Origin of the sequence: Salisaeta longa DSM 21114, from assembly GCF_000419585.1 — a bacterium.
Lineage (GTDB): Bacteria > Bacteroidota > Rhodothermia > Rhodothermales > Salinibacteraceae > Salisaeta > Salisaeta longa.
In genome coordinates this window covers 1,839,349-1,858,636 of sequence record NZ_ATTH01000001.1, presented here as the reverse complement: position 1 = coordinate 1,858,636, position 19,288 = coordinate 1,839,349, and the positions used below count along the sequence as shown (strand labels likewise).

Below are 19,288 nucleotides of genomic sequence, written 5' to 3'. Positions count from 1 at the left end.
GCTAGACGTGGGTCCTCCGACGCACGTCCGAGCTCCATGTTATGATTGCGAAGGGCTGATCCAGCGATTGGTTCGGCCCTTTGCTATGTGGGTACGAACCTACGGTTGGGGTTGCCAATACCACCTGCCGTAGCTCTGTCCACAAAATACTGTATCGTATGACTGCCAATGCCATCCTGGGTGCTCTAATGGGGACTGCCGTGGGGGACGCCCTGGGCATGCCCATCGAAGGGTTTAGCCACCAGAACGTCCGTACCTTCTACAAAGGCATCAAAGAGATGCGGGCCGACGAGCGGCGGCATGACCTGGAGGCGGGGCAGTGGACGGACGATACGCAGTTCACGTTTGCGCTGGCACGCGTCCTGACGCAGCATCCCGAGGACCCAGCGGATTGGCCTGCCGCGGCGGCCGCGCAGTATGTGGCCTTGCGCGATGAAGCGCGCCGCTGGGGCCCCACCACGACGGCCGCGATTGATCGGCTCGCTGATGGTGCTGCGCCCGGCGATGCCGGAGATCCCGACGGCGCTACCGACGGGGCGGCTATGCGTGCGGCACCGCTGGGCGTGTGGTGGGCCGTGCGCGCCGCCCGTCGTGCCGACGCCTGGGCGGCGCTCCGTCCGGTGCTCGCGGTCACCCACCGGCATCCGGCGGCGCTCGTGGCGGGGTGGGGACAGGCGGCGGCGGTCTATCGCCTCGCGGCGTTCGACGACCCCCGGGCCCCCACTATCGATTCGTTCTGGCGCCCGCTCATCGAGGATGTGGTGTGGGCGGAGCAGCAGCTCAACGGCGATGCACGCGTGTCACAGCGGCTGCGGCGTCTCACCGACGTGCTCAACGACGTGCCGCTTGAGCTGCGTGACGTGTGCGACGGGGCCGGCGTGGCGGCCGACGAGGCGTGGCCGTTTGCGGTAGGCATGGTGGTGCGGCGGCCGCACCTGCTAGAAAATACGTTGCTCTCGGGCATCAACGTGGGCGGCGATGCCGATACCACCGGCGCCATGATGGGCGCACTGCTGGGCGTGCTGCACGGCTGGGCGGCGTTTCCGCAGGAATGGAAGGAAGCGCTGGAGGCCACAGGCGCGCTGGAAGAGCAAGCGCGCGCTTTTGCGGACGCGGTGCGCGCCTAGCAGGCCACCATTTCGGCGCTACGCACGCCGCCGCGCGCGTTCTTCCGCGGAGACAAGGTCGTGCGGGGCGTCCACCCGGATGGGCGCCTCGGTAGAGGGCGCTTCAAAGTCGCCTACAAAGTCAATTTCGGTGCTGAGGGTATAGCCCGTTTCGCGGGCCACAACCTCCTGCACGTGAGCAATGAGGGCCTGCACGTCGGCCGCGCGGGCCCCGCCGCGGTTCACAAAGATGTTGGCGTGCCGGTGGGTCACTTCGGCCCCGCCAATGCGTGTGCCCTTCAGCCCGCAGTTGTCGATGAGCCGCCCGGCCCCCACGCCCTCAATCTTTTTGAAGATCGACCCTACGCTCGGCTCGTGGTCGAGGGGGGGATGCCGCTCGCGGCGCCACTGCAGATTCGCGGCCATGATCTCCCGCATGCGCGCCTCGTCGCCCGCTTCCAGTTGAAAGGTAGCGGCCAGCACGAGGTCGTCGGTGTCGTGCAGGATGGAGTAGTCGTAGCCAAAGTTGAAGTAGTCAACGTCCACGGTGCGGCGCGCGCCGGTGGCCGTAAGGAGGTCGGCCGCGTGCACCACTTCCCCGATGAACATGGTTCGTTCGCGCGCGGGCGGCGGCGAGAGGAAGTGCAGGTTCTGCCAGAGCGCGCCGCCCACCGTCGACGGGATGCCCACATAGTGCTCTAGCCCCGAAAGGCCGTGCGACACGGCCGCCTCAATCACATCGGGGTACATGATGGCGCCGCTTTCGGCCCAAAGTTGCTGGCGATCGGCGTCCACGTGCACATGCTGCGCCCCGTTGTGAATGACGACGCCGCGAAAGCCGCCGTCGCCCACCAGCACGTTGGCGCCAAGCCCCAGCAGGTGGTAGTTCAGGTCGTGCGCGCGGACCAGGGCCACGGCCGTCGCCAGTTCGTCGGCGGTGCGCGCCGAGAAGAAATAGTCGGCCGGTCCGCCAATTTTGAAGGTCGTGTACGGCGCTAAGGGCACCTGCTGCCGCAGGCGATCCGGTCCGAAGGCCTCCGCAAAAAGAGTGGTGATGGCAGCCATATCCAAGGGCTAAGCAGCACGCAGGGCACCGCTTAGCTGTTTCTTTCATTCAGGAGTTCGATGGCCTCATCCATCGTCAGTTCGTCGATGGTTTGGCCGTCTTTTAGCGACGCATTGGTGCCGTTGTGCTTCACATACGGGCCGTAGCGTCCGTTCCACAGCTCCACGTCTTTCCCGCTTTCCGGATGCGACCCCAGCACACGCTGCGGACGGTTTTTGGCCTCCTTTTTCTCGATGAGCTCCAGGGCTCGCTCCAGCTCCACCGTAAGCACGTTGTCGTGGTCCTTCAGGGAGGCGTACGTGGGCTTTTTGCCCGAGCGCTTGTGCCGCACATACGGGCCGTACCGCCCAATGGAGGCGTCGATCGGGTCGCCGCTTTCCGGGTGCGTGCCCAGCTCGCGCGGCAGGTCAATGATTTGCAGGCCCACCTCAAACGTCACCTCGTTGGGCTCTACGTTGGGCGGCAGCGACACACGCTTGGGCTTGCCGCTTTGCTCGTCGTCGCCCAGTTGCACGTAGGGTCCATACGGACCGCTTTTGAGGATGACGGGCTGGTCGTGCTCCGGATGAATGCCCAGCACCTGATCGCCCTTGTTGGCCTCCTCCAGAATCTCTTGCAGCGTCTCCTGGGTGGTGTCTCCGGGCAGCAGGTCGTCGGGGAGGGAGGCCGTGGCGGTTTCGCCGGTTTCCAGCGGCCCCTCGACGTACGGGCCGTACTTGCCCACGCGCACGACATAGTCGCCCCATTGCTTCGGAAACTGGATCTCGGATATTTCCTTGCCGTCGATGCTGTCGAGGCCTTCTTCCACGCGCGGCTCAACGCCGTCTTCGCCCTGGTAGAAGCGACGCAGGAACGGCGTGGGCGCTTGGGCCCCCCGCGCAATCTGGTCGAGCACGTCCTCCATCTCGGCGGTAAAGTGGACGTCCACGAGCTGCTCAAATTGCCGCTCCATCAAGTTGTTGGTGGCAAACGCCGTAAAGGTGGGGGCGAGGGCCTTGCCGGCCTTCTGGACGTAGCCGCGGCGCTGAATGGTGTCAATGATAGAGGCATACGTGGACGGGCGCCCGATGCCTTCTTCCTCTAGCGTTTTCACAAGCGAGGCTTCGGTGTAGCGCGCGGGCGGTTGCGTCTCGTGGCCCAGCGGCTCAATGTCGTTGATGCGGAAGGCGGGGGCGGCGCCGTCGCCGCCGGTCTGGGCGGTGTCGCCCACCGAGAGGTCGGGCAGCGCCCGCTCGCGATCGGCGAGGTCGGCTTCGGGGTCGTCGCTGCCTTCCACGTAGGCCCGCAAGAAGCCGGGAAAGTCGATGGACTTGCCGGAGGCCCGGAAGCGGGCGGTGTCCTCACCGGCGCCCGCGTCAAAATAAACGTTGATGTAGCGGATCTGGGCGTCGGCCATCTGCGTGGCCACGGTGCGCTTCCAGATGAGGTCGTACAGCACGGCCTCGCCGCCGCGCAGGTCCAGCTCCTCCTTTGTTTTCATTGCGCCGCCGGCCGGCCGAATGGCTTCGTGGGCTTCCTGCGCGCTGTCTGCAGATTGGTACGTACGCACGCTGTCGCTCAGGTAGTCGTCGCCGTACCGTTTGGCCACGGCCGTGCGCGCGCCCTGCACCGCCTCCTCCGAGAGGTTGGTGGCGTCGGTGCGCATGTACGTGATGTAGCCGTTTTCGTAGAGCTTCTGCGCGACGCTCATGGTGCGCCGCGACGACCAGCCCAGCTTGCGGTTGGCTTCTTGCTGCAGCGTAGAGGTGATGAACGGGGCCGCGGGCGACTTGGTGCGGGTGCGTTCCTGGCGGTCGGCCACGCGCCACGGCTCATGCTGCAGGCGCTCGGCCCAGGCGCGGGCGTCGGCGTCGCTGAGCAGCAGCACGTCGGTGCCTTCCTTTATGTCGTCCTTGAGGCGGCCGGTGTCGCGGTCGAAGTCCTTGCCTGCCGCGAGGCGCACCCCGCCGATGTGGGTCATGTCGGCTTCGAAGGCCAGGTCGTCCTTCGCGAGCTGGGCCTTCAGGTCCCAGTAGGTCGCCGGCACAAAGGTGATGCGCTCGCGCTCGCGCAGCACCAAGATGCGCACCGCCACGCTCTGCACGCGGCCCGCGGACAGCCGTGGCTTGATTTTGCGCCACAGCAGCGGCGAGATGGTGTAGCCCACCAGCCGATCGAGGATGCGCCGCGTCTCCTGCGCTTCCACCAGGTGCTGATCGATGTCGCGCGTCTCTTCCAGCGCCCGCTGGATGGCCTCCTCGGTGATCTCGTGAAAGACCATCCGCCGCACCGGAATGGACGGGTTGAGGACCTCCATAAGGTGCCAGCCAATCGACTCGCCCTCGCGGTCTTCATCGGTGGCGATGTACAGCTCGTCGGCGTCCTTCAGCTCCTTCCGAAGCTTCTGTACCACCTTTTTGCTGCGCCCCGAAACGACGTACAGCGGCTCGAACCCGTTGTCAACTTTTACGCCAAGGCGCGCCCAGTCTTTGTCTTTGTACGCTTTGGGGATCTCTTTGGCCGAGGCCGGCAGGTCGCGGATGTGGCCCATGCTGGCCTCAATCTTGTACCCGCGGCGCGGCAGAAAATTACGAATCGTTTTGGCCTTGGTAGGCGATTCAACGACGACAAGTCGCTTCATAGACAGAACAGCAGGTGCAAAGGAGCCCGAAGCCACGCAGATCGGAAGGCGCAGCGCGTTAGGCACGCCCGGTGCGGCGCGGACGTTCCGGCTGCACGTGATCTGCGCGTTAAGGGTGACGAACGTGTAGCAGTTGGCGTGCGGTGAGCAGCCAGTAGCCGCGCGGGCTGGGGGCAGCGTCGATGAGGGGGCGCGGGCTGCGGTAGCGGAGCACCGGTTGGTTGTCGTCGTCGACGCGAAGCACACGCCGGCGGGTGATGATCCATAGGCGGTTGTTGTGCACGGCCACCGTGCGAAGGCCGCGCAGCGGGGCGGCGGGCACGATGCGCACAAAGGTGCCGTAGCGATCGAAGACGGCCACGCGCTGGGCCCCGGCATCGGCCACGTACAGGTGCAGGCGATCGGCGGCAAGCGCGACGGGGGTTTGCAGGGGATGGGCGCTGCTGGGCGTGCCAATGAGGCGGGTCGGCTGGCGCTGGGCATCCCACTGCACGACGACGCCCGCCTCGGCATCGATGGCGTAGGTGGCGCCATGGGGCGCGGCGGCGACGGCGATGGGGCGGCCGCGAAGGCGCGGGCCTGCGGCGGCGTCTCCGAGGTCAAAGACCGGCTGCTGCGCGAAGGCCGCTTGGTTCGGGTCGGTGCGGCCTACGGGGAGGGCGCCCAGGTAGCTGCCGTCGCGCCCGTAGCGCTGGATGCGCCCATGGCCCGCATCGGCCACCAGAATCTCCAGCCCGTTGGTCGGATCCACATCGTGCGGGTCGCTGAGGGCCGAGGCGCTGCGCCCCTGTCCGCCAAAGGTGGTAAGGCGGGCCCCGGCGGGCGTGAACACGTGCACGGCGTCGGTGGCGGCATCGGTGACGTACACGCGTCCGGCGGGATCGGTGGCCAGCGCGGTGGCCGCGTCAAACCGAGCCACCACGGCGGTATCGGGCGGCATCCACAGCAGCAACGCCAGCAGCACAATCATGACGAGGTCGCCGGCAGTTCGCGGTCGATGATGCGCGCGGCGTGGCGCACGCTCTGCAGGCAAAAGCGCGCCAGCAAGTGCTCTTGCGCAGCTTCCGAGAGGTCGGCATGGTAGCCTTGGCGCTGCAGGCGGTCTTGCTGGGCCTGATACAGCGCGAGCGCTGCGGCGACCGATACGTTGAAGCTCTCGGTGAAGCCGTGCATGGGGATGACGACGTCGCCATCGGCGGCCGCGCGCATGGCATCGGTGACGCCGTTTTTTTCGTTGCCCACCACAAGCGCCGTCGGCTGGGTGCAATCCACGTCCGTTAGCGGGCGGGCTGCGTCGCTTAGGTAGAGCGTAAGGATCTGATAGCCGCGGGCGTGTAGCGCATCGGCACAGGCGGCGGGCGTCTCCCACCGGTGCACGTCGAGCCACTGCCCGGCCCCCTGCGCCGTGCGTTGCGAATGCTTGTAGCGCTCGTGGTTGCCTTCCACCACATGCAGCTCCTGGTAGCCCAGCCCCTCGGCCGAGCGCATCACCGCGCTTACGTTGCCGGTGTTTACAAGGCCCTCAATGACGGGGATGACGGTGCGGGTGCGCTGCCGTACGACGGAGGCGAGCCGCTCCATCCGCCGGGCGCGCATAAACGGACGCAGCGTCTCGATGACGGTGCGTGGCGAGAGGAGCCGGTCGCCCACGGGCAGCTGGCCCGTATCGGGCGCATGGGGCAACCCGGCGCGGCGCAGCAACCGGTTCATCTGATGGCGCGGCGTGGCCTCTTCCGTTGGCATATTTCGCATAGCATAATGAACCCTCATGGGCCCACCAACGTACGGATGCGCATCAACGCCCGCACGCCCGGGGCCCTGCATTGCTATCCCAAACGCTGATACAGCCATGACACGTTCCCGCTGGATACTTCCGCTCGTTGCGCTTGGCCTCCTCCTCATCGCGCCGCCCGCGGCTGCACAAACCGCTGGGTCGGTCATGCAGGACGTCATCGCGCGTTACGAGGAGCAGCTGGTCACCGTCGAAACCTATGTCATCGAAACCGACATGTACACGTCCTACAACCGGAAGGTGATGAAGGACGGAGCGCCGACGTACGAAACCAAAACCGTACTCAAGGGGCAGCCGGCGCTGGGGAATGGCATGCAGGCGCCGTCGTCCTTTGCGCAGCTCGACATGTTCCGGAAGATTGGCGAGCACGGCACCTATCGCGGTACCGAGACGGTGGACGGCCGCACCGCCCACGTGATCGACGTAGACAACCCGCAGGCCGTCACGCCCGATATGCCGCCACAGGTGGAGGCGATGACGTACTACGTCGACGCCGCGATGAACGTCCCCGTGCGCATGACCATCACCTCAAACGCGGGCCAGGGCTCCGCGCCCGGCACGATGGACATCACGTTCAGCGAGTACCAAACCACCGAGGGCCTTACCGTGCCGCATCGCATGACGTTCGATATGAATCTGGGCCAGAATATGACGCCCGAGCAGAAGCAGCAAATGCAGCAGATGATGGAGCGGATGAAAAACATGCCGGACGAGCAGCGCAAGCAAATGCAACAGATGATGGGCGATCGCTTTGAGATGATGCAGAAGATGCTCAACGACGAGCCCATCGTGATTACGGTGCAGCGCGTGTCGGTCAACGAGCCCATCGACGCCTCGGTGTTTGGCAATGGCCGTTCGTAACGGGCGCCTGCCGCGCATGCTTTCTGGACGCTTACCCTTGCTATGACGATTCTTGCGCTGGAAACGGCCACTGCAACCTGTGGCGTGGCCCTGTGGCACGAGGGCCGCGTGCAGGCCGAGGCGCACGTGCACCAGCCGCGCGTGCATGCGCAACGCCTCACGCCGCTGGTGGAAGCGGTGCTCGAACAGGCCGGATGTGCGCGTCGTGCGGTGGATGTCGTGGCCGTGTCCGAAGGTCCGGGGTCGTACACCGGCTTGCGGATTGGCGTGAGCACGGCCCTTGGCTGGGCCGAGGCGCTGGATGTGCCGGTGCTGGGCGTGTCAACGCTCGAAGCGCTGGCGGCGTCGGCCACGCCGTACGTTCCGCCCGGCGCGCGCCTCGTGGGCGCGCTCGACGCCCGCCGCGACGACGTGTATGCCGCCGCGTATGCCTGGGACGGCACGGCGCTGACGCTCCAGCGCGAGCCGACGGCGTGTGCAGCGGCTGCGGTGGCCGAATGGATCGACGAGGCCTCCCCAACGTGGATGATCGGCCCGGGGGCCGCGAAGTGTGCGGCGGCTTCGGCGCATGGCGTGACGGAGGTGCTCCCCGCGGCGTCGTGGGTGGCACGCCGGGCGGCCCATCACCTCGGCGCAGGCGCTACGCCGGTTGCGCGCACCGCGTTCGAGCCGTTCTACCTCAAGGCCTTTCACGGCACCCCGGCGCCCTCGCCCCTCGCGCGCCTCGACAGCTAGCCAAGCGCTGCCTGGAAAACAGTTTGCAAACTGCACCGGGCCGAGGGGTACTCATTGATGCGCTCCAGAGACCTTCCGGTGTAACGCTCGGTTGATCGGCCGCGAAGCGAACGGCGCCTCGGACGTACCGGAGGGCCTCGCGGCCACAATCATCGCTGTTTGAGCCCCCGGCGCAACGTTAGAGACGTCCCCGCGTGATGGACGCACAATGTGGTGCGTCCGCGCAGTCTACGGTCTACAGATAGGGTGCAAGTTCGATGATTGTAGCGAGACCCGGAGGTCGTCAGCTGTTCGCTTCGCCGCCGTGATTTTTTTCGTACATCTTTTTCATCCAGGAAAAAATGTACACCAGAGCCGAGGGGGCCGCTAAACAATTGTGTGGCACGTTTACACAATGTGGAAGATTGAAGCGGCTACTTTTTTATAGGCCGTCGCCGCCTGGTTGCGTTGCGTGCGAGCACAGAGCCCTACGCCGCATCGGCGCTTTGGGCGAGGCGGTGCGGGCGGTAGTGAAAGGTGTACGTGTCGGCATCCAGGTCTTCATCAACCGCGGTCACATCGTACCGGCGGATGTACTGCTCGTCGCGGGCCACCACCGGAAGGTCGTAGTGCGCGTTACGGTGCTTGAGGTGCTTGCCGGCGGCCCAGCGCTGCTCCACGAACGCCTGATGCCGGGCGAGGCGGGCGCGGTTGCGGCGGAGGCTCTCCAGGCAGGCCCGCTGCACGGTCTCGCGGACGACGGGCCGGAAAGCCGATTGAATCTCGTAGCCGATGCAGTGGCGGCGCGTGGCGGCCGCGGCGAGGGCGGTGGTGCCGGTGCCAATGAACGGATCGAGGACGAGGTCGTCGTACACCGAAAACATCTCGATGAGGCGGTAGGGCAGCGCCATCGGGAAGGCCCCCGAGCGGGCGCGCAGGGCCCGGTAGCGACGGGGCAACGTTTGCTCGGTGCCCTTCAGGTCCGTCCACAGATCCGAGAACCACCGGTTGCGTTCTTCCCAGAAGTATGCGCTCTCGCGGCGCGGGCGGCGTTCGTGCAAGGCGCGCGGCGAGCCCTTCTGAAAGATGAGAATGTGCTCGTGCTCTAGGGTCACGTACGCGTTCAATCCCAGCATGCCCGCGCCCATAAACTTGGTGGGCTTGTTGGTGGGCTTGTGCCACAAGATGCTTGGCAGCACCCGAAAGCCGAGCGTGCGGCATTGCTCGGTGGTGCGGGTGTGGTTGGGAAAGCGCCGGAACGACCCGTTAAAGGAGCGGGTGGCGTCGCCAATGTTGATGCACAACACGCCGCCGGGCATGAGGGCCCGGTAGCATTCGGCCCACACCGTGCGCAGCACCTCGTGCATAGCATCGAAGGCCGTGTCGTAGGCCTCCGCCTCGAAGGCCGCGCCCACCACATCGCTCAGCACGCAAAACGCCGGGTCCCACATCTCAATCATGGGATAGGGCGGCGAGGTCACGACCAGCGCCACCGACTCATCTGCCACGTCGGTCATCGACCGGGCATCTGCGAAGTGAACCGTCGTGCGCGTGGTCATCGAAGCGAGGCAGTCAGCAGCAGGAGCAGTAGCGGAGGGACGTACAGCATAGCCGGTGGCCCGCAGAAACGCAGGCACCGAGCAGCGCGCGACCACAGAAGAACGCCATCGTCACAACCCGGCGGGCGCGGCTTCGCAGGCGTCCAATCGCACGCCGGGCGACAAAAAAAGCCCGTCCCCGCAGAGGGAACGGGCGGCGGTGGAGCTACGGGGATTCGAACCCCGGACCTCTTGCATGCCATGCAAGCGCTCTACCAACTGAGCTATAGCCCCGCTGTAGCATTGCCCACAGTAGGGCGCGGGCCGCGCGATGTCAAGCCAACCCGTGCTCCAGGCCGGCGTTCCACGAACGATTCATACAGGCTGAACGGCTGTGCGTTGCGGGGCCTGTTGCGGGGCGCGATCGGAGAGCTGCACCCACGCCACCCACAGCGCAAACACCACCACGTAAAAGATGGTGGTGAGGCCAAAGCCGTGCAGCGGGTCGAAGGCGGCCGGCCAGTAGCGCTGCGCAAGCAGCATCACCATCACGCGCACCACGTTGGTCGCAAAGATGAGCCCGATGCCCGCCGGAATGAACTACAGCCGGTGCCGCCAGCGGCCAGGATACGCCACCACGAAGCCCATAAACAGTCCGATGGTGGTGAGCCCGTTGCAGCCGTTCACGATGCGCACGCCCACCACGCCGGGCAGCGTGAGGGTGCGCCCGCTCACCATCGCCTCGAAGCCCACAAGCTGAAGCAGCGTGCCGCTCAGGCTGGCCACCGTGGTAGAGAGCCAGCGGTCGAGCCGCCCGTCGGGCAGCAGCCACAAATCGTACACAACGTACCACAGCGCATAGACGGCCAGGCCCTTCAGGGCAAATCGTGCAAGGCGGCGGGTGGACGAATCGAAAGGCATGGGCGGCGGGGCGTTGCGCGGTATCACCAAAGACATGGTACCATAAGACCGACCGTCGATTAAGATCCGCGGGGGAGGCGAGCTGCTTGCATGACGGGCGCCGAATCGGCTACAGCCAGCCTTCGGCCGTGTACCAGGCGATGGTGCGGCGCACGCCTTCACCAATATCGACCGCCGGGGCGTAATTGAATGCGCGCTTGGCCTTTTCCGAGGAGCACTGCTTGCAGGCGTAGCGGATCTCGCGGGCCTTCTCGCGGTCGAGGGCGAGCGACTGGCCGGTCAGGCGGCTCCAGCCCTCGGCCAGCCACCCCACGGCGCCCACAAGCAGCGGCGGAACGGGGACGGTGAGCGCGGAGCGGTCGAGGGCCGCAGTAGCGGCTTCCTTCACGTCGTTCCAGCTGTAGATGGCCGGGCTGCCCAGAAAGTAGGTGTTGTCTACCGCCGCGTCCGACAGCGTGGCCCGGATGATGCCGTCCACCAGGTCGTCGACGTACACCAGACTGAGCGCGGGTGTGCTGCCGCGGCCCACGACGGGGCACACGCCCTTTTGCACGGCCTGGAAAAACGTCAGGATGTCGCGGTCGCGCGGGCCGTACACGGCGGGCGGCCGCACCACGGTGAGCGGGAGGGCCTCGGCGTACGAGGCCGTCAGGTCGTGCGAATCGCGTAGCGCCTCTTCCATGGCTGCTTTGCTGCGCCCGTAGCGGCTTACGGGCTCCAGGGGCGTGTCCTCGGTCGCCACGCCGTTGGTGCCGCGGCCCACGGCGGCCAGGCTGCTTGTAATCAGCACGCGCTGCACGTCGGGCGCGGCCTGCCGAATGGTGCCCAAGAGGTTCAGGGTGCCGGTCACGTTGGCCGCGTGAAAATCGGCGTAGGTGGGCGCCTGCGTGCGCCCGGCCAGGTGAAACACGTAGTCGGCGCCCTGCACGCCTTCCCACAGGGCCTCTACATCCGAGAGGTCGCCGCGCACCACGTCCACATTGAGCCCCGCGAGCCATTTGCGCCGCGAGCGTACCAGCGCCCGCACCGTAAATCCGCGATCGAGGAGCGCTTCTACAAGGTGGCTCCCAACGAAGCCGGTGCCTCCGGTAACAAAGGCAACGGGTGCAGCAGGCGGCGTAGGCATGAACGGCGGGCGATCAGGAAGGAAAAAGCAAACCAATGGAACGCTTTTTGTGATCAATTTGCCCGTGTCGTTGATCCGGCGCGGTAACGTTGCATTCTAACCAATGCTCGTGCGGAACCGCTTCCGCTGAATCTTCATACGGCATCGACGGTGTATTCCCCCGATCAACTATTGCGGTACCATGAGGCTTTCCAATGCTCCGCGCACCAGCCGTATCGGACTCGCCTGTGCCGGCGGCGTGGTGGAAGGGGCCATTTATGAAGTGGGTGCGCTGTGCGCGCTCGATGAGTCCATTGCGGGCGAAGACCTGCATGCGCTGGACACCTACGTAGGCGTGAGCTCGGGGGCGCTTTTGGGCAGCCTGCTGGCCAATGGCGTTTCGCCGCGCACCATGAGCCGCGCCGTGGTGTCGGAGGCCGACGACCCGACGCTCAACCTCGATCCGTCGTCGCTGTTTGCGCCAGCGTTTCGGGAATACGCCGGCCGCCTCGGGCGCCTTCCCACCACATTGGCTCGCGCCGTGGGGCATTACGCGCTGCATCCCGGCGACTTGTCCCTGCTGGGCGTGCTGTCCACGTTCGGCTCGATGGTGCCCACGGGCTTCTTTCACAACAAGGCCCTGGCGCGCTTTTTGGCGCGCACGTTTCGGCAGGCGGGGCGCACCAACGACTTCCGGCGGCTCGCGGCCGATCTGCGCGTGGTGGCGATGCACCTCGACTCGGCGGAAGTGGCTGTGTTTGGCGCGCCGGGCTACGATCACGTACCCATCTCGAAGGCCGTGCAAGCAAGCACTGCCCTGCCGGGCCTGTATTGTCCGGTGGAAATTGATGGGGAGCACTACATCGACGGCGTGGCGCGTCGCACGGTACACGCCAGCGTGGCGCTCGACAACGATGTCGACCTGCTGTTTTGCATCAACCCCATCGTGCCGGTGAACCTGCAGCTGGAGCAGCACGCCAAGCGCCTGTTTGAGCAGCACCGCATTGTGGATCATGGGCTGCCGGCGGTGCTCTCGCAGACCTTTCGGGCCATCGTCGATTCGCGCAAAACGACGGGCTTCAAGCGGTACGCGCACACCCATCCCGATGCCGACCTGGTGCTCATTGAGCCGGATTGCGAGGACAGCAGCCTTTTCTTTTCGAACATCTTTAGCTTCAGCAACCGCCACGACGTGTGCGAGCATGCCTACCAGGCCACGCGGGCCTACCTGCGTGCGCATGCCGACACGATTGATGCCAAGCTGCGCCGCCACGGGTTGTACCTGCGGCCGTCTGTGCTCGACGATCCGTCGCGCACGCTGTACCCGGCGCGCCAAGCCCTTGGGCAGCGGCGGCACCGCGTGATGCACGAAACCGATCAGGTGTTAGAGCGCCTCGATCGGGTGCTGGATCGCATTGAGCGAACCGCCGCTTAAGGAATTGCTGGACCGCATGTTGGCTTGCCGCTCGATCGTTCTAAAAGCTTTGCGCAGCGGCATTGCGAGAGCGGTATCCAGGGATGAACCAAAGCACCCAGGCGATCAGGAGCCAAAACGGACCAGCAATGAAAAACAGCAGCGTAAAGGTGACAATTCCTCTGAAGTTCAGTCCTGCGTACCCTGGAAGCTTCGTATTATTGTTCAGCGTAAGAGCCCAGATGAGTCCTCCAAAGCCAGCTGCGCTAAAAATAGCTCCGATGAACTTCAACACGAGAGTGAAATCTTGCGCCCCGCTTATATTTGAGAATGCTCTTATACCATCAAATGTGAGTCCGAGATAAATAATCCCGACTCCAGAAAATACAAGAAAGATGGTGTACGTAGCAATGAACGTTTTCTTTCGCATTTTATCGTAGCTTTATTCACAATAAGAATAGCTGCGTAACCATCAGGGAACCGCTCTTCACTGAGTATTGTTCGTGTGTGGCATCGTTCCGTCGGGATTGCCTTTGCTTCAAGAGGGAAGCGGCGGAAGCTGTGTGGGCCGGTCGTTGGCATCGAGCGCTACGAGCACGAACGAGCCGCTGCAGGCCTGCACCCGCGCGTGGCGGTCCATCGGCTCGGTGTACATGTCGACCTGCACCGTGAGAGAGGTGTCGCCGGTCGAAACTACGCGGGCCACGAGCTCCACGATGGTGCCTTCCGGCACGGGCTGCTTGAAGTCGATCTCGCTGCTGTGAACGGTGACGACCTTGGTGCGGCACCAGCGCGTGCCGCAGATGAACGCCGCCTGATCCATCCACGACATGGCCGTGCCGCCGAAAAGGGTGTGGTAGTGATTGGTGTCGCCGGGGAAAACGGGAAAGACCATTTTCGTTTCGGCGGCGTCGGCGGCCGGCGCGTTGGCGGGTGAAGACGTGGCAGCAGGAGCGGAGGTGGACATAGGGCACATCCGATAAATGAACGAAGCGGTGAGGGCAGAACGATTAGGCCTCGCAGGCCCGGCAGGCCAGCAGTTCTCGCGAGAGCTGTTGGGCGGCGTTTACGCTGTTCTGGTAGTAGAGCGACTTGATGCCCATCTTCCAGGCGTCGATGTATAGCTGGTTGATGGCTTTTACCGGTGTGCGCTTCGGGTCGATGGCCAAGTTGAGGGATTGCGACTGGTCGATGTGCTCCTGTCGCAGCGCGGCCTGCCGGATAATAGCCGCCTGACTGATCTCGCTAAACGTTTTGAATACCGCCTTCTCCTCGTCCGAAAGGATATCCAGGTGCTGCACGGAGCCATCCTGCAGGGCAATCTGCTCCCACACGGCTTCGGTGTTGTGCCCCTTGGCCTCCAGCACTTCCATGAGGTATGGATTCTTGTACGTGGTTTTTATTTTGGCGCGATCCTGCACGTAGTAGTTGCTTTTGAGCGGCTCGATGGACGGGCTCACCTGGCCGAGGATGAAGCTGCTCGACTTGGTGGGGGCAATGGCCATCGTCGTGGCATTGCGCCGCCCGTAGCCGTCCAGAACAGCCGGCTCGCCAAAGCGCTCGGCCAGCCGGGCCGAGGCGGCGTACGACCGCTCCTTGATGGTTTGGGTGAGGGTCGTGCTGCGGGCGTTGGCCTCCACCGACGCGAACGGAATCATGTGCGACTGCAGGTACGAGTGCCAGCCCAAAATGCCGATCCCAATGGCCCGGTGGCGCCGTGCAAACCGCACCGCGCGGCCCATGTGCGGGATGTCTGCGGCCTTGTCAATGAACTCCTGCATCACCGCATCCAGGAAGTAGGTCAGCATCTCAACCGCGTCCGTGCCCTTCCACTCGTCAAAGTGGAGCGCATTCATCGACGAGAGGCAACACACAAAGCTTTCGTCTGCGGTTGAAGGAAGCGCGATCTCCGAGCAGAGATTACTTGCGTGCACGTTGTAGCCCTGGTCTTTGTACACCTGCGGGCGTCCGCGCTGTACGTTGTCGCGAAAGAGAATGTACGGAATGCCGGTGTGCATGCGGGCTTGCAGGACCTTTGCCCACAGGTCGCGCTTCGCCGTGTCGCCGTCAATCATTGCCTTCATCCAGGCATCGCCCACCACCACGCCGTAGTGCATCGTCTGGATGGCGTCGCCCTCGGTTTGGATGTTGAGCCATTCCTCCACATCGTCGTGCTCGATGTCGATGTATCCGGCAAAGTGGCCCCGGCGCGTTTCGCCCTGGCTTACGACGTTGATGATGGTGTCGAAGAGTTGTGCAAACGGATAGGTGCCGTTGGAAGCGCCGTTGTTGGTGATGGGCACGCCGCGGGGGCGAATGGCGCCAAAGTAGCCGCTGGTGCCGCCGCCCACTTTGGTCATCATACCCACTTCGGCGTGGGCGTCGAGGATGGACGCCATCGAGTCGCCGATGTACGACCCGTAGCAGCTGATGGGCAGCCCGCGGTCGAGTCCAAAGTTCGCCCACACGGGCGAGGCGAGCGAGTAGTACCCGCGGCCCATGTAGTCGTAGAAGCGGTCGGCGAAGCCGTCCATGCCCAACACCGCTTCGGCCCGGTCGGCAATCTGCCGGATGCGCTGTTCGGGCGAGACGCCGGGCAGCAGGTAGCCGCGGCGAAGAAAGGTGCGGGCGTCGTCATTCAGCCAGGAGAAAGCAGCCATGCGAAAGTCTTAAGTCTAAGCGAAACGGACGGGACAAAACGTGTAAGGCGCGCTGCAAAGACGTGCTAGAACAGATCGTCGCTGGTCACGCTCTGGGTCATCTTGGAGTAGGCCGTGCTGCGCTTCGAGAAGAAGTCGTTGCCCTTGGTGAGCAGAATCTCTTCGTAGAACCAGCGGCTGGCGTCGAGCGCCGCCGGATCGACGTCAAAGAGGGGCTCCACCGAAACGTTACGCAGCGACCGGTTGAAGCGGTCGCGCACGAAGGCATCAACGACCGGGCGCGGGAGGAAGTCGAGCGTGCCCGCTGCAAAGATCCAGTCCAGCACGCGCGCCTCGGCCCGGTAGGCCCGCTCGCAGGCCGCGCGCACCCGGGCGTCAAACGCAGGACCGAACCACGCGGGGTGCTCCGCCCGCAGTTCCTCGATGAGGGCCAGCCCAAACAGGCCGTGAATTTGCTCCTCTTTCGACGTAGCCTCCACGATGTTGGCAACGCCCTTGAACCGCTTCTCGTGCTTGTCGAATGACAGCATGATGAGAAACTGGCTGAAGAGGCTCACGTGCTCGATGAAAATCGAGAACAGCACAATCGCATGCACGAAGTCGGCGTCCTCGGCCGCAGCGGCCCCGCGAAGGGCGTCGTTTAGGTAGGCCACCCGGTCGTTGAGCGCCGGGATGGTATCGAGCGCGGCAAAGGCGTCGTTGAGGCCCAGCCGCTCCAGCAAGTGGGCGTAGGCATCCATATGCCGCACCTCGCTCTCGGCAAAGGTGAGGCCCACAGCGCCAATTTCGGGCTTGGGCAGGCGCTTGTAGAGATCGCCCCAAAACGTTTTGACGGCCACCTCTACCTGCGCGATGGCCAGCATGGTTTTGCGAATGACGCTGCGCTCCGTGTCGGAGCAGGCCACGCGAAAATCTTGGATGTCGCCGGTGACGTTGAATTCGTCGTGCACCCAGTACGACTGCCGGATGGCCGTTTTGTAGCGCAGCAGGTGGGGGTATTCGTAGGGCTTGAGGTTGACGCGGGCGTCGAAGAGGCTCATGAGGGTACGGAGTCGTCCAGCAAAACAGAACAGGCCGTGAGGACGGGCCCGGTACAGGGCCGAGTTGCCTCGCGGGCGTGGCATCCGCGCAAGCTGACATCCGTGGGAGGGCCGACGCGCCAAAGAGATGGACCGTAGGGCAGGCGACGGCGGCCGTGCGGGCGACGTCGCGATGCGACGCGCCGATGAGCCGACAAAGCATACCGTGCAGGACCACAACCCTAGGACGCGTAGGGGACGCTCGCACGGAGCGCCGTGGGCCGCGTTCGCTGAGCGGGCAATCGGACTGTAACCGTTGCGCGACAGTGCCGGACTTTCACCGAACTTCCCCCGAGTGCTGGTGCGGTACGAGCGCCCCAGCCGCCGTGCCCTGACAGCACAGCCTCTGCGAATGCGTAGCTTGACTCGAATGTAGCCCCAAGGTAGGACCGGCGGCCGACAGTGTCAATGCCTGGGGTGCCGGCGACGAGAAAAAAGGGACGGAAGCCGCCGGGTGCCGTTCCTAAAGGGTTTTCAGACAGGGCGTACGTAGCCTATCAGGCATTTACGCCGTTCGACGCTTCCTCGCGGGTCCCGGGCGTCATGGCCGGCGGGTGGTCTACCGCATACAGCGGCAGGCGCACCGAGACCTGCGTGCCCTCGCCCTTGCGACTCGCCACAGCGATGGAGCCGTCCATCATGTTGACGAGCTTGCGGGTTACGGCAAGGCCAAGACCAGTCCCTTCAAACGATCGGCTGTCGCCCGACGATTCCTGCCGGAAGGCGTCGTAGAGCTTGGGGATGAAGGCTTCGTCGATGCCCACGCCGGTGTCGGCAATGGTGAGCAGCGCATCCGGCGGATCGGGGGTCGTGCGGGCGGTGATGCGGCCGCCGGGCTCCGTAAACTTGAGCGCATTGCTCAGCAGATGGGTAAGCACCAGGTGCAAGGCGGCGGGATCGGCATAGGCCTGCACGGGCGCGGGGGGCGGCTCGATGCGCAGCGTGAGGTTCGCATCGCGGGCCTGTTCGCGAAACGGATCGGCGGCCTCGTGGAGCGCGTCGGCAAGGGCCACGCGCTGGGGCCGCAGCGCCACGGCGCCCGCTTCCAGTTGTGACAGATGAAGCAGCGACTCGAGCGTATGAAGCAGGCGGCGGCCGTTTTCGTTGATGTGCCGCAAAAACCGGTCGGTGGTGGCATCGGGCGACTCGTCGCGGAGGGCTTCCGAAAACCCGATGATGGACGTAAGCGGCGTGCGAAACTCATGGCTCATGTTGGCGAGCACGGCCGACTTTAAGCGGTTCATGTCTTCGGCTTCTTCTTTGGCCTGCCGGAGATCATGCGTGCGCCGGGTCACCTCGCGGCGTAGCGTCCAGGTCCACGCTGCACCGGCGCCCAGCAGCACCAGCAAGCCGACCACCACGAGGAGCAGGAGCCGCGTGGGGGGCGCGGGCGACGGGGAGAGGGCTTCAGCATCGAGCGCCATCCAGCGTTGGTAGATCCTAGCGTGCGTTTGAGCCGTGATGCTCGCCAGCGCTTTGTTCAGCACGTGCTGCAACATGGCCTGATCGCGCGGCACGCCAAAGCGGAGGGCATAGCGGTAGCCGGTGCGGCTGGCCACGCGAAGGTTGGGCAGCTGGGCCGCCTCGATGGCCGCGCCAGCCACGGGAAGGGACAGCACCATGCCATCCACAAGACCAAACGCGGCCTTCTCAAGACCCGTCTGGATGTCGGGCACCTTGCGGTAGTGCACCTTGGGGTAGCGATTTTCGAGATACGATGCCACGGCGTATCGATCGACCACCGCCACGGTATGACCGTCGAGCCGTTCGAGGCTGAGGGGCGCTTCGGCCTGCGCCCGCACGAGGAGCACGGTGGGCACGGTGAGGTAGGGTTCGGTAAACCGAAGGTACCGGCTACGGGCGGTTGTCTTTTGGATGGCCGCGCTCAAATCGGCACGGCCGTTCCGTAGGCTGTCGAGCACCGCGCGCCAGGTGGGTGCCCGCACGATGTGGAGCCGCATGCCGAGGCGCTTAATGGCGACGGCCAAATAATCGGGCGCGAGCCCCACCGGCTGGCCGGACGGGCCGTAGGACTCGATCGGCGCGTAGTCTGGGATGGGCGCGTAGCGGATGACCGGGTGGCGCGCGATCCAGGCTCGCTCGCGGGCCGTGAGGTCGACAAGCGTGTCGGTAGCGGCAACGCTGCGGGGGATGGCGCGGGCACCGGCGCGCGGCACGCACAGCGCCGCGAGGCCGAGAGCCAGGGCCACACCGACGGAGCAACGACGCGTTACGAGCAGGGAGCAGAGCCATCTCATGGGTCCGGGCGAGCTGTTCAACGGGTGAATACAGGCGGGCACCGGGGCACTACAAAGCCGCCGCATGTTTACAGCATATGCACAAAAGATATGGTAGACTTTAGATAAATGATAGGGGGCGAGGGCGTGCGTAGCCGGTGCACGGGTGGGCAGC

The 19,288-nt window shown here is 64.9% G+C and carries 17 protein-coding genes, 1 tRNA gene and 1 riboswitch; of the genes, 4 read left to right on the top strand and 14 right to left on the bottom strand.

All coding sequences use genetic code 11. The features are described from left to right. The first annotated feature begins 158 nt into the window (after window positions 1-158). Window positions 159-1,127 (top strand): ADP-ribosylglycohydrolase family protein, encoded by a 969-nt coding sequence (locus SALLO_RS0107650; RefSeq protein WP_022835725.1) that lies wholly within the window; start codon window positions 159-161, stop codon window positions 1,125-1,127. Between the two features lie 18 nt (window positions 1,128-1,145). On the opposite strand, the gene murB is transcribed toward SALLO_RS0107650, so the two are convergent. The 4 genes from murB to SALLO_RS0107630 all read right to left on the bottom strand — a co-directional run bounded on the left by murB (window position 1,146) and on the right by SALLO_RS0107630 (window position 6,535). Then, entirely contained in the window at window positions 1,146-2,171 is a 1,026-nt protein-coding gene (gene murB, locus SALLO_RS15990; protein WP_022835724.1) for a UDP-N-acetylmuramate dehydrogenase, read from the bottom strand. A 32-nt stretch (window positions 2,172-2,203) separates the two neighbouring features. Beyond that, a complete protein-coding gene (topA, locus tag SALLO_RS0107640) occupies window positions 2,204-4,792 on the bottom strand; it encodes a type I DNA topoisomerase (RefSeq protein WP_022835723.1) in 2,589 nt (862 codons plus the stop codon). Between the two features lie 109 nt (window positions 4,793-4,901). Beyond that, window positions 4,902-5,762, bottom strand: coding sequence for an NHL repeat-containing protein (locus SALLO_RS0107635; RefSeq protein WP_022835722.1), 861 nt, complete (start codon window positions 5,760-5,762; stop codon window positions 4,902-4,904). Further along, window positions 5,759-6,535 (bottom strand): TrmH family RNA methyltransferase, encoded by a 777-nt coding sequence (locus SALLO_RS0107630; RefSeq protein WP_022835721.1) that lies wholly within the window; start codon window positions 6,533-6,535, stop codon window positions 5,759-5,761. The genes SALLO_RS0107635 and SALLO_RS0107630 overlap by 4 nt, the downstream gene beginning before the upstream one ends. Window positions 6,536-6,641: 106 nt before the next feature. Between SALLO_RS0107630 and SALLO_RS15985 the strand changes: the two genes are divergently transcribed. Both SALLO_RS15985 and tsaB read left to right on the top strand, forming a co-directional pair. Further along, window positions 6,642-7,445, top strand: coding sequence for a LolA-like protein (locus SALLO_RS15985; protein ID WP_022835720.1), 804 nt, complete (start codon window positions 6,642-6,644; stop codon window positions 7,443-7,445). Window positions 7,446-7,487: 42 nt separating this feature from the next. After that, window positions 7,488-8,180, top strand: coding sequence for a tRNA (adenosine(37)-N6)-threonylcarbamoyltransferase complex dimerization subunit type 1 TsaB (gene tsaB, locus SALLO_RS0107620; RefSeq protein WP_022835719.1), 693 nt, complete (start codon window positions 7,488-7,490; stop codon window positions 8,178-8,180). A 467-nt stretch (window positions 8,181-8,647) separates the two neighbouring features. Here tsaB and SALLO_RS15980 read toward each other — a convergent pair whose 3' ends face one another. From SALLO_RS15980 to SALLO_RS0107600, 5 genes are all read right to left on the bottom strand, one after another. After that, the gene (locus SALLO_RS15980) at window positions 8,648-9,718 is read right to left on the bottom strand and encodes a DNA-methyltransferase (protein ID WP_022835718.1); all 1,071 of its coding nucleotides are present in this window, start codon (window positions 9,716-9,718) and stop codon (window positions 8,648-8,650) included. Between the two features lie 200 nt (window positions 9,719-9,918). After that, window positions 9,919-9,991, bottom strand: a tRNA-Ala gene (locus SALLO_RS0107610). A gap of 81 nt (window positions 9,992-10,072) precedes the next feature. Beyond that, on the bottom strand, window positions 10,073-10,282 hold the full coding sequence (locus SALLO_RS18150) for a hypothetical protein (RefSeq protein ID WP_228702823.1): 210 nt from the start codon (window positions 10,280-10,282) through the stop codon (window positions 10,073-10,075). Between the two features lie 15 nt (window positions 10,283-10,297). Continuing rightward, the gene (locus SALLO_RS17770) at window positions 10,298-10,618 is read right to left on the bottom strand and encodes an archaeosortase/exosortase family protein (protein ID WP_051141333.1); all 321 of its coding nucleotides are present in this window, start codon (window positions 10,616-10,618) and stop codon (window positions 10,298-10,300) included. 109 nt (window positions 10,619-10,727) lie between these two features. Next, complete coding sequence (locus SALLO_RS0107600) at window positions 10,728-11,744, bottom strand: NAD-dependent epimerase/dehydratase family protein (RefSeq protein ID WP_022835717.1); 1,017 nt, start codon at window positions 11,742-11,744, stop codon at window positions 10,728-10,730. Between the two features lie 181 nt (window positions 11,745-11,925). Between SALLO_RS0107600 and SALLO_RS0107595 the strand changes: the two genes are divergently transcribed. Continuing rightward, the gene (locus tag SALLO_RS0107595; RefSeq protein WP_022835716.1) at window positions 11,926-13,158 is read left to right on the top strand and encodes a patatin-like phospholipase family protein; all 1,233 of its coding nucleotides are present in this window, start codon (window positions 11,926-11,928) and stop codon (window positions 13,156-13,158) included. 40 nt (window positions 13,159-13,198) lie between these two features. Here SALLO_RS0107595 and SALLO_RS0107590 read toward each other — a convergent pair whose 3' ends face one another. The 5 genes from SALLO_RS0107590 to SALLO_RS0107570 form a co-directional block, all read right to left on the bottom strand. Further along, entirely contained in the window at window positions 13,199-13,567 is a 369-nt protein-coding gene (locus SALLO_RS0107590) for a hypothetical protein (RefSeq protein ID WP_022835715.1), read from the bottom strand. 108 nt (window positions 13,568-13,675) lie between these two features. After that, entirely contained in the window at window positions 13,676-14,104 is a 429-nt protein-coding gene (locus tag SALLO_RS0107585; RefSeq protein ID WP_022835714.1) for an acyl-CoA thioesterase, read from the bottom strand. 43 nt (window positions 14,105-14,147) lie between these two features. Then, window positions 14,148-15,797: a ribonucleoside-diphosphate reductase subunit alpha gene (locus tag SALLO_RS0107580; protein WP_022835713.1), complete on the bottom strand. Its 1,650-nt coding sequence runs from the start codon at window positions 15,795-15,797 to the stop codon at window positions 14,148-14,150. Window positions 15,798-15,862: 65 nt separating this feature from the next. After that, window positions 15,863-16,837: a ribonucleotide-diphosphate reductase subunit beta gene (locus SALLO_RS0107575; protein WP_022835712.1), complete on the bottom strand. Its 975-nt coding sequence runs from the start codon at window positions 16,835-16,837 to the stop codon at window positions 15,863-15,865. A gap of 267 nt (window positions 16,838-17,104) precedes the next feature. Next, a riboswitch (adenosylcobalamin-variant (AdoCbl-variant) riboswitch) is annotated at window positions 17,105-17,182 on the bottom strand. 191 nt (window positions 17,183-17,373) lie between these two features. Beyond that, window positions 17,374-19,086: an ATP-binding protein gene (locus SALLO_RS0107570; protein ID WP_022835711.1), complete on the bottom strand. Its 1,713-nt coding sequence runs from the start codon at window positions 19,084-19,086 to the stop codon at window positions 17,374-17,376. Between the last annotated feature and the right edge of the window lie 202 nt (window positions 19,087-19,288).

Coding starts and splice junctions, on each gene's coding strand:
- SALLO_RS0107650 (WP_022835725.1), top strand. CDS start 159: ATGACTGCCAATGCCATCCTGGGTGCTCTAATGGGGACTGCCGTGGGG.
- murB (WP_022835724.1), bottom strand. CDS start 2,171: ATGGCTGCCATCACCACTCTTTTTGCGGAGGCCTTCGGACCGGATCGC.
- topA (WP_022835723.1), bottom strand. CDS start 4,792: ATGAAGCGACTTGTCGTCGTTGAATCGCCTACCAAGGCCAAAACGATT.
- SALLO_RS0107635 (WP_022835722.1), bottom strand. CDS start 5,762: ATGATTGTGCTGCTGGCGTTGCTGCTGTGGATGCCGCCCGATACCGCC.
- SALLO_RS0107630 (WP_022835721.1), bottom strand. CDS start 6,535: ATGCCAACGGAAGAGGCCACGCCGCGCCATCAGATGAACCGGTTGCTG.
- SALLO_RS15985 (WP_022835720.1), top strand. CDS start 6,642: ATGACACGTTCCCGCTGGATACTTCCGCTCGTTGCGCTTGGCCTCCTC.
- tsaB (WP_022835719.1), top strand. CDS start 7,488: ATGACGATTCTTGCGCTGGAAACGGCCACTGCAACCTGTGGCGTGGCC.
- SALLO_RS15980 (WP_022835718.1), bottom strand. CDS start 9,718: ATGACCACGCGCACGACGGTTCACTTCGCAGATGCCCGGTCGATGACC.
- SALLO_RS17770 (WP_051141333.1), bottom strand. CDS start 10,618: ATGCCTTTCGATTCGTCCACCCGCCGCCTTGCACGATTTGCCCTGAAG.
- SALLO_RS0107600 (WP_022835717.1), bottom strand. CDS start 11,744: ATGCCTACGCCGCCTGCTGCACCCGTTGCCTTTGTTACCGGAGGCACC.
- SALLO_RS0107595 (WP_022835716.1), top strand. CDS start 11,926: ATGAGGCTTTCCAATGCTCCGCGCACCAGCCGTATCGGACTCGCCTGT.
- SALLO_RS0107590 (WP_022835715.1), bottom strand. CDS start 13,567: ATGCGAAAGAAAACGTTCATTGCTACGTACACCATCTTTCTTGTATTT.
- SALLO_RS0107585 (WP_022835714.1), bottom strand. CDS start 14,104: ATGTCCACCTCCGCTCCTGCTGCCACGTCTTCACCCGCCAACGCGCCG.
- SALLO_RS0107580 (WP_022835713.1), bottom strand. CDS start 15,797: ATGGCTGCTTTCTCCTGGCTGAATGACGACGCCCGCACCTTTCTTCGC.
- SALLO_RS0107575 (WP_022835712.1), bottom strand. CDS start 16,837: ATGAGCCTCTTCGACGCCCGCGTCAACCTCAAGCCCTACGAATACCCC.